The following is a 13,780-nucleotide window of genomic DNA, read 5'->3' on the forward strand; positions in this document are numbered from 1 at the left end:
TCATATGCTGGGCAGGAATTTACATTTTTCAGCAGACGGAGGGTATCTTTTCACCAATCAATAATAATTACTTTATTGAAATATTACTAGTACTATTTTCTTATCAAAAAAGCGCCTCCCGTGTTTGACTTATGTCAACTAACGGAAGACGCAGCTTTTTGAACATGTGAATGATGTAAGTTCATCTACAATAATGAACAGGGCCTTTTTTTGAATTAAAACATAGGTATTACTTACTTTCCTGGTATTTAGCCAGATATTGTTTTACTTTTGCGGGATCAGAAACGAGTTCATTACCCGTTTTAACGATAGGACTAACCGTGGATACAGCTTTAAATTTATTATTATTGTAGAATGACAAAATTTCATCTTGATTAATGGAGTAAAGGATCGCTTTTCTTAAATCTTCGCTTTCAGCAACATCACGGCCCTTTGTATTAAACAATAAATAGCTGACTCCATTGCTTTCGAGGGTTTGCAATTGCAGTTTACTGTCTTGTTTAACCAAATCATATTTGGTTTCAGGAACACCGTAGTACATATGAATTTCTCCGCTACGCAGGGCAGATAAAGCATTGTCAGCATCTTTAATGAATTTTACTTTAATCTCAGAAATCTTCGGCTCATTCTCTGTACCTGTCATATAACCTGGGTTTTTATAAAATACAGCTTCATAATCATTTTTGGAAGACAAAATGTACGGACCGCTTGCATACAGCGTATTATTGTAAGAACTTCCTTCGGTTACTGTATTTTGATCTCCGTAAGGGATATCTTTATTCACGTCAAAGTTTGCTACATCATACGTATTAATGCTTTCTACCTGTTTTTTAGAAACAATTCCAGCAGACTGGTGAGCCAAATAGTTCAATACTTGCGGGAAAGGTTCGGTTGTTGTGACTTTCACAACTTGATATTTACCTGATTTATGATCTGCTTGTGTCTTATCACTAACGAGCTGTGTAATTCCTTGATCTAAACCTTGATTCAGCACATCAATAATGGGATTCCCTGATCCCGCTTGTTTGATGGATTCAAGTGAGCTTAGATCCGTAACGATTTCAGCATCTTTAATATGTTCATGCAAGGAGTAGGTACGGTGATCTGGTACCGAATTTTGATCTTTAGCACGGTTTAAAGAGAAGATGACATCCTCAGCACCAACACGCTCACCGGAGTCTTCCGCTTTTTTATCGGTAATTTTCGCAAAATTAATGTCATCACGCAGAACAAAGTAATAGTCTGAATTGCCAGCAGCAATTCCATGATTCAATGAAAGAGATCCTTCAGAAGTAATCTGGTCATCATCCGTTAGATTAACAAGACGAACATACATATTGGTATTGATTGCGTTAATCGAACCATCATTACCTTTAATCGGATCGAGTGAAGTTAGAGTCGAAGCTGCCTGAGTCAGAAGAAGCGGTTCTATCGTATTTTTGGAAGCATCGTTAAACTCTATAGATTCCCATACTTGGGAACGAGATTTAGACAAGCGAATCGTATCTGGATTCAGTACATCCTTGTTAAATCCTTGGCTTTTTAGAGAAATATAGAGTGGAGCGATATAAGCTTTATCAAAAACAAGATAGTCTTCGAGTTTTTTATACGTTTCTGTATACTCTTCAGGTGTTTCTGTCGCAGCCTGGTCGATGAGTTTATCGACCTCAGGATCAGCTAGTTTACTGTAATCACCGCCCGTTTTAAAAAGAGAACGGACCGCGTAGTCCGGGTTACCCGTTACAGTAGTCCAGCCTGAGAGTGAAATATCATAGTTGCCTGCATCTTCTTGCGCTTTAAAACTTCCATAATCTGGCTGGAGATTCAGTTTCACATTAAAACCGTTTTTAATGAGCTGATCTCGAATGATATTTACATCGGATTCGTTACTGCTCATGGCTAACAGTTCAATATCGACAGGCTTAAGATCAGTGGTAGTCGTATTCTCAGCAGGTTCACTTTCTCCTGCTACATCCGATTTCGTATTCACATTGCAGCCGGATATAACCAGGATCAGGACAAGGAATAGGGGTAAAAGTGCTTTTTTCAAGTGAAATCCTCCTTAAGTTTGATATCAAGTTGTATTTTGTGAATTAATCAATTTTTGGATCGAGTGCATCTCGAAGTCCATCACCTAGAAAGTTAAAAGATAATACAAGTGCTACAATCGCAAGACCTGGGTAGATTGCCAGGTAGGAATGCGATTCCAGATAGGTGCTGCCGACTTTGAGGATATTCCCCCATTCAGGAATATGCGGTTCAACACCAAGCCCCAAATAACTCAGACTGCTGGTCGCAATAACGGCACCGCCAATAGTTAAGGTAGATTTGACAATCATCGGTGCAAAGGAATTCGGTACGATGTGTCTGAAAATAATGGATAGATTACTTGATCCAAAAGCCCGAGCCGCATCAACGTATTCATAATTGGAGACCATGAGGACATTCGCTCGCATGGTTCTCGCATAAGTAGGAATGGAGCCTACGCTGAGAGCAAGGATAAGATTCGTTGTATTTGCGCCAAATGCTGCAATGATCGCAATCGCAAGCAGTATACCTGGGATGGCATACAGCACATCTAGCAGTCGCATGATGATGTTGTCGGTATAGCGCCCATAGTAACCGGCAAATGCTCCAAGTATTCCGCCTATAATAACCGGAATTAAGGTGGAGATAAAGCCAACCACGAGAGAGATCCTTGCTCCAAATACAATACGAGAAAATAGATCTCGACCGAAATGATCTGTACCCAGCGGGTAAGCAAGATTCGGTGTTTGGAGGATCGCACTGTAGTTATTCTGGACTGCCATATCGTAGTCAAACGTAAAGTAGCTGGATACGGATATGGCGAACATAAATACGATGAAAAAAAGTCCGAACATGGAGCTGTAATTCCTCGTAATTTTGCCCCAGATTCGTTCCCAGTTACCAGACCCTGGTTTCAGTGTTTGGCGTATTTTGAAGATCAAGTCAAGACCAAGTAATAAAGCAAACAGGTTTCCTGTAATACTTGTCAGCATCAGCGGAATCGCCATGTAGATCATCCATTTAGGAGCCTGACGGCGGTCCACAAACACAGCCACAAGGATTAAGGTGATTAAATAAAACACGGTCATGCCGATCAAAACAAACATGGATGGTAAAAAGGTATCCGTCACATAAGGTTTAAACAAGTTTAGTGAGGATACAGCGATGACACAAATCTGGGTTACAAGCAAGTAGATCGCGAGCGTATACTCGCTTGTTATTTTCTTTTTAATGAAATGTAAGCCAAAAATCGCAGTAAAGAGATTACCGGTGACGATCGATAACACTTGCACATAACCGAGCCGTCTTGTCGTAGATCTAATCTCGCCATACGTCAGTACATCCCGCCGAATAAACCAAGTAATCAGAACTTGAATTATCGTAAACAGCGCGTAGACGGCAAATACAGTGAATAGAGCAGGCTTAATGGTTCTATTTGCAAAATCATAACTGCTTCCAAGGAAAACCAAAGTTATCAATAAAGAGACAACCCATATAAATTGAGACTGCATATACTCGGGTGACCATTTTAACTGCTGACTCTTTTCGATTCTAGGAGTCTTTTGTTCAGTAAGAGTAGACATGTCAGCACCTGCTTTAATATTGTTTCATCTTGGACCTGATTCGAGGATCGAAAAAAGCATACAAGATGTCGATGAAAACATTGACAATGGAGATGGTAATCGCCGTGTATACAACACCGCCCAGTATACCGGGAATATCGGGAATAAACTGTTTATCAACAATGTAACTTCCAATCCCGCTAATGTTGAATACCTTCTCTGTGACCGCTGCTCCCCCAAGCATCCCGCCGAATTGAAGACCAATCACCGTAATAATAGGAATGATGGCGTTGCCTACTGCATGTCTCCACAGTACAACCCGGCGACTAAGACCTTTTGCTTTGGCTGTAATAATATAATCTTCGTGAATGACTTCGAGGGTAGATGATCTCGTCATCCGCGCTACAGCAGCCGTAAGTCCTGTACCGAGTACAACGACCGGCATAATGATGGAAGCCGCATTTTCTGGACTATAGGTGGCGGGCAGCCAGCCCAGTTTAATGGAAAAGTTCAGAATAAAGATGAGCCCTTGCCAGAAGTTCGGAATGGATAGTCCGAGCAGTGCGATAAACATGAACGTATAATCAAAAAATGAATTTGGTTTTGTTGCCGAGATGATACCAACAGGTATCGCAATAAGTACAGAAAAGAAGAGCGAGATGAGCGTAAGTGTCAGCGTAATCGGAAACTTACGTGCAATGCTTGCGGCAACATCTTCATTCCCTGTATAGGAAGTTCCGAGATCAAACAAAGCAATCCCTTTCATGTTGTTCCACAGCTGGCTAAGATAGCCTTGATCCAGTCCATAAATATGGTTGAAGTTCGCTATCTGCTCTTTTGTTGCACCTTCTCCAAGAATGTTGGCAGCGGGATCAAAAGGTGACATGTAAAGGAGAGTGAAGACAATAACGACAACACCCATAATAACGAAGATCGTCATTACGAAACGTTCCATTACATATTTGGTATACGGATTACTGTAAAGCAGAATCACCATATACATCAGAATTCCGGGAAGAAAAGATAAGATAAGAAACAGCGGGTTATGTACTAGTGTTTGAAAAGTTTGATCGTAGGAAGGTTTCTCAAGTCCTCGTTCCTCAAGGCGGAGTCGTATAAGTTCTTCCTGTTTCTCTAGACGCGCATCGTTCGCCCACTTCTCTGCTGTTTCTTGAATCTGTTTAGCGGACCCTGATTGATCGAAAAAGGCATGTTTACGTTCTAATTGCAAAGTGTACCGCTCTACTAACTCATTATAGAAATTGGCTTCATTCAATTCCTGTTGCACTTGTGTGCTGATTTCAGTGGAGATAGATCGATTACGATAGAATAAATAGTAAAACAAAACAAATAAATGAACCGGAAATCCAACAACAAAGAGGAAGAACGAATAGGCAGGACGAACCCTTATCTTCTTGTAAGTTTCACTAATGATGTCTGATAGACGGAAAAGCTCTGTTGAAGGACTTGGTTGTTTTTTTCTCGCAATCTCCACGGTTTGGCCTCCTTTCGGTTTAAATTGCTTAATTCCGATCAATATAGTATATTTTATTTACCACTGTTTAAAAAGTCAATCTTTCCAAGTATAAATTTTACATAGTTTCAAGAAAACATCATTGGTAGGTGAACATTATGGATGCTAGTATTTTAAAAGTAAAAGACTTAAGAGTCTCTTTTTTGAATCAGGAAAGAGAGTTTGAAGCCGTTAAAGGGGTTAGTTTTGAACTAAAAAAAGGAGAGACACTTGGCATTGTTGGGGAGTCAGGGAGCGGTAAGAGTGTGACTGCTCGTTCCATTATGCGATTGCTTCCCACACCTCCTGCTCAGATGAAAGATGGCGAGATCCTATTTATGGGTCAAAATTTGGCTCATAAAACAGAAAAAGAGATGGAATCCATTCGGGGAAGAGATATAGGAATGATATTTCAAGATCCGATGACTTCACTTAACCCTACCTTAAAAGTAGGAAAACAAATTGCTGAAAGTTTAAAAAAACATCGCAAATTATCGAGAAAAGAAGCGAAGCAAGAAGCGATTGAAATGTTGAAGTTAGTCGGTATAAGGGATAGTGAGACTAGGTATAACCAGTATCCGCATGAATTTTCTGGGGGGATGAGACAGCGTGCGATGATTGCTATTGCGCTTGCGTGCCGTCCTACTTTGCTGATTGCTGATGAGCCGACTACGGCTCTCGATGTAACGATTCAAGCTCAAATTCTGAATGTCATGAAACATATGCAAGAGAAATTTGGAACCTCTATCATACTCATCACCCACGATCTTGGAGTCGTAGCCGGGATGTGTGATCGCGTTGTGGTCATGAAGAATGGGGAAGTAGTAGAGACAGGTACGACGGAAGAAATTTTCGAGGAAGCGAAGCATCCTTATACTCAAAAACTTTTACATGCACTCCCTCGTTTAGATGAGAAGAAGAAACCGAAGCCCGCTTCCCTTATTCTTAATACAAGCAAGGAACCGCTGCTCGAAGTAACGGGACTCAAACAATATTTTAATATGGGCAGAGGACAGATCGTTAAGGCTGTAGATAATATTAGTTTTCATATTGCACCTGGGGAAACACTAGGCGTAGTAGGTGAATCCGGTTCTGGTAAGTCGACGACCGGAAGATCCATTTTACGGCTGCATGAACCTACGGCAGGAGAAGTATTATATCAAGGCATGCCGATCCATCGTTTAAATGGAAAAGAAATGAAGATGATGCGCAGACATATGCAGATGATATTCCAAGATCCCTATGCTTCGCTCAACCCCAGATTCAAGATCATGGACATTATTGGTGAATCCATGGATGTTCATCATATGAGCGGAAGTAAAGAGGCTCGTAAAAAGCGAGTCGAAGAGCTGCTGGATCTTGTAGGTCTGGAGCCTTCTTTTGCAGAGCGTTATCCTCATGAATTCTCTGGCGGACAAAGACAGCGTATTGGTATTGCCCGTGCGTTAGCTGTGGAACCTAAATTTCTAGTATGTGATGAACCCTTATCTGCACTCGATGTATCCATTCAGTCTCAAGTCGTGGAACTGCTTGAAGATTTGCAGCATAAGCTGGGACTCACCTATTTATTCATCGCGCATGATCTGTCGATGGTTAAACATATCAGTGACCGGGTGGCTGTGATGTATGCAGGGAAAATTGTGGAACTTGCGGAAAGTGAAGAACTATATGCTAATCCGCAGCATGAATATACGAAATCTCTACTTGCAGCCATTCCGGTGCCTGACCCCAAAATTGAATCTAAAAAAACTCGCAAACTATTAGAAGAACAAACAAGTGCCGATAAATATAATCTATTACAGTCGGAACTTGTGGAAGTATCCAAAGGTCATTTTGTTGCAGTTCCTAAGGGATAAGAAGCTTATAACGAATTGTAGAAAAAACAGAAGGAATGAGCATGCAATAGCGCTCACTTTTTCTGTTTTTTTTATTTTACATAAAGTAGCAATATTTTTAATGTATAGTTGCTAGAATAATAGGGTATATACAAATATTAACATTATAGGAGGGAAAAGATGGGGACAATACGGAAGAAGATTCGAGGCAATCGTTTGTTTAAATATGTGGTGACAGCCGCATTAGCGCTATCTGTTCAGACAGGATGGTCAGCTGACATTACGCCTATTGTTCAAGCAGAGAGCGCACAAGATCCCGCACCTTATATTCATGCAAAAGTAGTTAATGAAAATGCGGGTAAGAAGGTATTGTTCGACAATACCCATGCACAGACGGCAGGAGCGGCGGATTGGGTCATTGATGGAGGATTCTCCGATTTCGGCAATGCGCTTGCTTCGGATGGTTATTATGTAAAAGAGCTCCGTAAGTCTACACCACTCACCCTGGCAGATCTCTCCGATTATGATGTTTTTGTCGTTGCAGAGCCGAATATACCCTTTAAACAAAGCGAACAAATTGCAATGGAACAATATGTGGATCAAGGTGGAAGTATCTTTTTCATTGGTGATCACTATAATGCGGATCGGAACAAAAACCGCTGGGACGGTTCTGAGTCCATTAATGGATACCGCAGGGGGGCCTTTACAGACCCAACAAAAGGAATGAGTATAGAGGAGAAAAATTCAGCAGCGATGCAGGGCGTAGTCAGTTCGGACTGGCTTGCTGAGAACTTTGGTGTAAGATTCCGTTACAATGCGCTAGGTGATGTCACGGCGAACAATATCGTTGCTCCAAGTCAATCATTTGGGATAACCGAAGGGGTATCGACAGTAGCCATGCATGCAGGCTCGACACTAGCCATTATAGATCCAACAAAAGCCAAAGGAATTGTATATTTACCGAAGACAAATGCGGCTTGGGGCAATGCCGTTGACCAAGGTGTATATAACGGTGGCGGAATAGAAGAAGGACCTTATGTGGCTGTATCTAAAGCAGGGCTTGGTAAAGCAGCCTTCATTGGAGATTCTTCGCCAGTCGAGGATGCCACTCCTAAATACGTTCGTGAGGAAAATGGGAGTAAAAAAACGACATATGATGGTTTTAAAGAGCAAGATGATGCGACTCTCTTAGTTAATCTAGTAAACTGGCTTTCCGAAGATGAGGCTTATTCTGATTTTACGGAAGTAGACGGTCTTGCACTCGATCAGCCAACAGCCGTGTTGCCGTTTGAGGTTCCCGCTGCTTCTACAGAACCACAATCAGAACCGTGGTCTCAGCCTGCTGCCGGATATAAATGGTGGGATCCATCTACTTTTAAAGCGGGGTCTTACGGAAGTAACGTAGCAGCTCCTTCCAACCCGTTATATAGTTTTGTGCATCAAAGTCAGCTTCCTAACAGCGAAGTTTTCCAAATCCGTGTAGTGGTGAATAATCTTGCGCCAAACAGCACGGTATCTGGGTATAGTGCAGGTATCTATACGACAGGCGGAACACAAGTTGCGAAAGTTCAAAATGCAGACCTGTCCTGGCCAAGTGCTTATGGTTATAGTCAGACATTCAGCTTGACGGCGAATAGTAAAGGCATAGCGACAAAGGACATTACTGTACAGATCAAACCAGGTACAACCGGAGCAGCGAATTTGAGGCTCAGATTGAACGGTTCCAATCTGGTGACAACGCCGGTTACGATTGCGAATGTTCCTGCAGAGGCGCTTCCTGATGGCGGGGGTCAGGCTCCTGAGATTACACTGTCAACGATTAGTGAAGCAAGAACGAAAAGCGAGGGAACTCAGGTCATGGTCGAAGGGGTAGTGACGACGCAGCCGGGTACCTTTGGAGGACAAGCCTTTTATTTACAGGATGATACCGCTGGTATATATGTGTATCAAACGCAAAGCGGATTTAATATTGGGGATAAGGTGAAGATAAAGGCGAAATTAACCTTATATAATACAGAGCTAGAACTAGATGAAATTGAATCCATTGAAAAAATAGGTGACGGTAATGTTCCTAGTGCGAAACCGGTGGTTACTTTAGGGGAAGACACACAAGGTCAGTTAGTACAACTGAATGGAGTTACGATTGAAAACATGGTTAGTGCATCTCCTGCAGGATCATTTGAATTTGATGCGGTAGGGGAGCAAACGAATCATGTGAGAATTGACGCTCGTACGGGGATCACGATGGACAAATTTCCGTATCAAGCGGGAGATAAAGTGAACTTGACGGGGGTATCAGCTATTTTTCGCGGAGTATATCAGTTAAAACCTAGAGGACTCAGCGATATTACACTTGCGGAAAGTACGGAACCTGAAACACCTGAAGTACCAGAAGAACCGGAAGAACCTGTTCTCGCTGAAGGAGTACCAGGACAAGCTATACTTTCGAGCAATAACGGACATGACAATGGACTAAATGATGGAAGTTATGAGATTACGATGAATTTGTGGTGGGGAAACAACGGGACAGAATACAAATTATACGAGAATGGCATTCTTATTGATACACAGAAAATCAGTGATCGTACGCCAGAAAGACAGTCTGCTGTAACATCGATTACTGGAAAATCAAACGGAACTTATACCTATACGAGCGAACTGACGAACAGCTACGGTACTAGGGCATCCACTTCCATTGTCGTTATAGTTACCGATGCAAATCCAGGAAAGGCCGTACTTTCTCATGATAACTGGGATCATGACGGTAACTATAAGGTAGAGATGAATCTATGGTGGGGCACAAATGCAACTTCTTACCGTTTATATGAGAATGGCGAGCTTATCGATACCCAATCATTAAGCGTGCAGACGCCGAATGCCCAGCGTGCAGTGTCTGCTATTACGAATCGTCCGGAAGGAACATATGAGTATTATGCAGAGCTTAGTAACGAGTCCGGAAATACGGTAACGGATAAAGTGATTGTTGTTGTAAAATAAAATAAAGGTGCTGATGCCCTGATCGAGGTATCAGCACTTTTTATATGTAAAAAAAAGGATTGACAACCATTTTTACTGTTGATAAAATAAACGACAGATCAGACAGAATGAAGGATGTTTCATTTTGTGAAATGACAATAGAATAGCGAATCGACCAGACAACTGGAGATATCACGCTTTTTTTATTTTTTTGAGGTGCTTTTTTCGTCATGCACCTATAATGCGATGTGTCTCTCTTTTTTTTACCCTTTTATCCTACTAAACAGGTAAGATTAATTTATATACTCGAGTTAGGGGGTTCTTCGATGACAACCAGTACACTGCGGATCGAGCAGCTGAATAAGGTCTTTCGTGCACCAGCAGGAGATGTAGTAGCGCTCCATCAGATTGATCTACAAGTCCGCAAAGGAGAATTCCTAACCATGATCGGCCCAAGCGGATGCGGTAAAAGTACACTGCTCAAAATCATTGCAGGACTCGACACTTCATATGAAGGAAAAGTCTTGCTCAATGAAGAGCCCATTAAGGGACCAAGTATTCAAAAAGGATTTATTTTTCAGGAGCCGCGCTTATTTCCGTGGCTGAATGTAGAGAAGAACATTGCCGGAAATTTATCACTGAAAAAACCGGATGTTCGCAAGAAGGTATCTGAACTAATTGAACTGGTTCGTTTGGAAGGTTTTGAACAATCTTACCCTAGGGAGCTATCCGGAGGCATGGCGCAGCGTGTGGCGATTGCAAGAGCACTGCTTCGTGAGCCAGACGTGCTTTTGCTTGATGAACCTTTTGGAGCACTGGATGCATTTACAAGATCTCATATGCAGGAAGTACTTTTAGATATCTGGCAGAGAAATCGCACAACCATGATATTCGTTACTCATGATCTCGATGAAGCTGTTTTCCTGGGAGAAAGAGTTGTCATTATGAATCCGAGACCGGGCCAGATTCGGTCCATTCAGCCGATTGATTTACCTTTCCCTCGGAAAAGAACCGGGTCTTCATTTCAAGAGCTTAGAGCAAAAGTGCTGCGAGAATTTGAAAAAGGGGAAGAACCTGAACTCGATGCGGGAGCAGGGATATAACCCGGTAAAGTCACTATTGAACCTAGGGGAGAGGAATGAACATGAAAAAGAGAGTCTGGACTTTTACATTATTATTGGTGGCTTTACTCGTGATTGCGGGCTGTGCAAAAGATACAAAACAGAGCAGCGGAGCAGGAGGAACACAAGATTCGGTCGTTCGGATCGGAGTTCAAGGCAGCGGAGGTTTATTTGGAAAGGCACGCGAAGAACAGTGGTTTGAGAAAGAATTTGCTAAGCATGGAGTTACCGTAGAATGGGCTGAATTTCAAAGCGGTCCCCCGATGACAGAGGCAATGGCCTCGAATCGACTTGATTTTGCGGGACTTGGGAATATGCCGATTATTGCAGCACAAGCAGCCGATATTTCTTTTAAAGTAATCTCTCAAAGCCTGGAAGGAAAAAACAACGTGGCTATTATTGTACCAGCAGATAGTCCGGCGCAGTCGATCAGTGACCTCAAAGGTAAGAAAGTGGCAGTTACCAAAGGAAGCAATGCATTTAACTTTTTATATAGAGGACTGAATGCAGAAGGCATCGGCGCCTCTGATGTGGAGGTCATTCAGCTTCAGCCAGATGAGACTCAGCCCGCTTTTGAATCGGGAAGCGTTGACGCTTGGGCAACTTGGGATCCTTATATCACGCTGAACACACTGACGGGCAAAGCGAAAATTCTAACCGATGGTGAAAAGCTTGGGATTTTATCTCCTTCTTTTAATATCGTACGCAAAGAATTTGCTGACAAAAATCCAGACCTCGTCACCCTTTACTTAAAAGTACTGAATGATGCACTCGCTTGGGAGAACGAACATGAAGACGAGGCGATTCAAAGATATGCGGATGAGCGGGGCATTCCTGTGGATGTGATCAAAGGTACTTTTGATCGAGCTAGACAAATTAATATTCCGGTCAGTGATGCGATTATAGAAGAACAGCAGAAAACAGCGGACTTCCAATATGAGCTAAAAACGATTCGTAAAAAAATTGAGGTAAAAAGCGTATTTGATAATCAGTATATCGAAAAAGCACTTCAGCCATAAAAGGCAGATGTGAAGAAATGGGGCGTTTTTCATGCTTCAAAACAGTGTTAGTAAAGTAGCGAAGAAGCGGGAGGGCCCCCGCGAGTGGCTTCAGAAGAAAGACCAAAGGTGGAAAATAAGGTGGATAAACATCGCTTTGGGTTGGTCTGTACCCTTACTTCTGATTGCAATATGGCAGATTGCAGGTTCACTAGGCTTACTTAATCCCGTGCTTCTCCCTACACCAAGTGTCATCTGGAATGAACTGGTTGCTATGACTCTTTCCGGTGAATTAGCTTCAAACCTCGGCATTTCAGCAGGGAGAGCCTTTCTTGGATTTATTCTTGGAGGAGGGCTAGGACTTGCAGCAGGAGTATGGGTCGGCTTTTCCTACCGGGCAGAGCGGCTTGTTGATCCTTCTCTGCAGATGTTGCGGACGTTGCCACATTTAGCGATCGCCCCTCTGTTTATTTTATGGTTTGGTTTTGGGGAAACTTCCAAAATTTTATTGATCGCAAAGGGAGCGTTTTTCCCGCTTTACGTTAATACGTTTCTTGGAATCCGTTCCGTAGACAATAAACTATTTGATGTTGCCCGAGTCCTGGAGTTCAGCAGATGGGAGCTGATTTGGAAGTTAATTGTGCCGGCGGCACTGCCTAATATTTTTCTCGGTATCCGTTTATCCATAGGTGTTGCATGGCTTGGACTCGTTGTGGCCGAACTCATGGGTTCAAGTTCCGGTATTGGATACATCATCAATGATGCTCGGTCATTTTCTTTAACATCGGTTGTGTTCGTCGGTATTATCGTATTTGCAGTCGTTGGAAAATTGTCTGATTCCTTAATCAGATGGCTGGAACATCGCATGCTTTCATGGCAAGACAGTTACAAGGGAGGTGGGCGCTAGTGAAAGCTGATTCCACTCCGAGTAAACAGATCCGCTCTAAGGACTGGCTCGAGTACATTCCCGCTCCTCTTCATGCATGGGTGCTTCCCATCCTGCTTGTAGCGGTATGGCAGACTGCGGGCAGTCTCCAACTCATTGCTCCCAATCTGCTTCCAACTCCGGTTGCGATAAGTAAGCAGTTTTTAAGTCTGGTACAAAGCGGCACGCTGTGGGAACATTTTGCAATCAGTACATTTCGAGCGTTGTCAGGCTTCTTATTAGGAGGACTTACGGGGTTATTTCTTGGACTATTTACGGGACTCGGAAAAATGGCAGAACGAACACTAGACCCTACCGTTCAGATGCTGCGGACCATCCCGCTGTTATCACTCATTCCGCTATTCATCCTGTGGTTTGGGATTGGGGAGTTTTCAAAAATATTAATGATTTCTTTGGGCGCTTTTTTCCCGGTGTATGTGAATACGTTTCTTGGGATTCGAAGTGTTGATGTAAAGCTGTATGATGTATCCCGAATTTTTCAGTACTCTAAAATTCAGTTGCTGACTAGATTAATCCTGCCGGCAGCACTTCCTAACATTCTGTTAGGTGTACGATTGGCACTTGGCGTAGCGTGGCTGGTGCTGGTGGTTGCAGAGATGATGGGAACGAGCAGCGGGATCGGATATATGATTCAGGATGCTAGAGCGTACTCGCAAACAGATATCGTTTTTGTAGGCATTATCATTTTCGCCATTATCGGAAAACTCTCTGATTCCATCGTCCGTATGCTGGAGTCAAGACTTCTTCGCTGGAGAGAGACTTATAAAGGCTAAGTAACATTCCAAATAAATAGCAGAAGGG

9 protein-coding genes are annotated in these 13,780 nt (G+C 42.6%); 6 read left to right on the forward strand and 3 right to left on the reverse strand.

What is annotated here, in order from left to right:
* Positions 1-229: 229 nt before the first annotated feature.
* Genes PV403_RS11150 through PV403_RS11160 form a run of 3 tightly spaced genes read right to left on the reverse strand, consistent with a single transcriptional unit; the run spans position 230 to position 5,079 of the window.
* Positions 230-2,050 (reverse strand): ABC transporter substrate-binding protein, encoded by a 1,821-nt coding sequence (locus tag PV403_RS11150; RefSeq protein ID WP_332084623.1) that lies wholly within the window; start codon positions 2,048-2,050, stop codon positions 230-232.
* Positions 2,051-2,093: 43 nt separating this feature from the next.
* The gene (locus PV403_RS11155; RefSeq protein WP_332084624.1) at positions 2,094-3,611 is read right to left on the reverse strand and encodes an ABC transporter permease; all 1,518 of its coding nucleotides are present in this window, start codon (positions 3,609-3,611) and stop codon (positions 2,094-2,096) included.
* Positions 3,612-3,624: 13 nt separating this feature from the next.
* The gene (locus PV403_RS11160) at positions 3,625-5,079 is read right to left on the reverse strand and encodes an ABC transporter permease (RefSeq protein WP_332084985.1); all 1,455 of its coding nucleotides are present in this window, start codon (positions 5,077-5,079) and stop codon (positions 3,625-3,627) included.
* Between the two features lie 143 nt (positions 5,080-5,222).
* Between PV403_RS11160 and PV403_RS11165 the strand changes: the two genes are divergently transcribed.
* From PV403_RS11165 to PV403_RS11190, 6 genes are all read left to right on the forward strand, one after another.
* Positions 5,223-6,959, forward strand: coding sequence for an ABC transporter ATP-binding protein (locus tag PV403_RS11165; RefSeq protein ID WP_213535097.1), 1,737 nt, complete (start codon positions 5,223-5,225; stop codon positions 6,957-6,959).
* Positions 6,960-7,118: 159 nt separating this feature from the next.
* Positions 7,119-9,935, forward strand: coding sequence for a DUF5689 domain-containing protein (locus PV403_RS11170; RefSeq protein WP_332084625.1), 2,817 nt, complete (start codon positions 7,119-7,121; stop codon positions 9,933-9,935).
* A gap of 305 nt (positions 9,936-10,240) precedes the next feature.
* The gene (locus PV403_RS11175; RefSeq protein WP_213535095.1) at positions 10,241-11,017 is read left to right on the forward strand and encodes an ABC transporter ATP-binding protein; all 777 of its coding nucleotides are present in this window, start codon (positions 10,241-10,243) and stop codon (positions 11,015-11,017) included.
* A 35-nt stretch (positions 11,018-11,052) separates the two neighbouring features.
* Positions 11,053-12,054, forward strand: coding sequence for an aliphatic sulfonate ABC transporter substrate-binding protein (locus PV403_RS11180; RefSeq protein WP_332084626.1), 1,002 nt, complete (start codon positions 11,053-11,055; stop codon positions 12,052-12,054).
* A 31-nt stretch (positions 12,055-12,085) separates the two neighbouring features.
* Positions 12,086-12,940, forward strand: coding sequence for an ABC transporter permease (locus PV403_RS11185; protein ID WP_332084627.1), 855 nt, complete (start codon positions 12,086-12,088; stop codon positions 12,938-12,940).
* Positions 12,907-13,752, forward strand: a complete 846-nt coding sequence (locus PV403_RS11190) for an ABC transporter permease (RefSeq protein ID WP_442951755.1) — start codon at positions 12,907-12,909, stop codon at positions 13,750-13,752. The genes PV403_RS11185 and PV403_RS11190 overlap by 34 nt, the downstream gene beginning before the upstream one ends.
* Positions 13,753-13,780 lie beyond the last annotated feature (28 nt).

The organism is Paenibacillus sp. GYB006 (assembly GCF_036577645.1).
GTDB lineage: Bacteria > Bacillota > Bacilli > Paenibacillales > Paenibacillaceae > Paenibacillus.

Coding starts and splice junctions, on each gene's coding strand:
- PV403_RS11155 (WP_332084624.1), bottom strand. CDS start 3,611: ATGTCTACTCTTACTGAACAAAAGACTCCTAGAATCGAAAAGAGTCAG.
- PV403_RS11165 (WP_213535097.1), top strand. CDS start 5,223: ATGGATGCTAGTATTTTAAAAGTAAAAGACTTAAGAGTCTCTTTTTTG.
- PV403_RS11170 (WP_332084625.1), top strand. CDS start 7,119: ATGGGGACAATACGGAAGAAGATTCGAGGCAATCGTTTGTTTAAATAT.
- PV403_RS11175 (WP_213535095.1), top strand. CDS start 10,241: ATGACAACCAGTACACTGCGGATCGAGCAGCTGAATAAGGTCTTTCGT.
- PV403_RS11180 (WP_332084626.1), top strand. CDS start 11,053: ATGAACATGAAAAAGAGAGTCTGGACTTTTACATTATTATTGGTGGCT.
- PV403_RS11185 (WP_332084627.1), top strand. CDS start 12,086: ATGCTTCAAAACAGTGTTAGTAAAGTAGCGAAGAAGCGGGAGGGCCCC.
- PV403_RS11190 (WP_442951755.1), top strand. CDS start 12,907: ATGGCAAGACAGTTACAAGGGAGGTGGGCGCTAGTGAAAGCTGATTCC.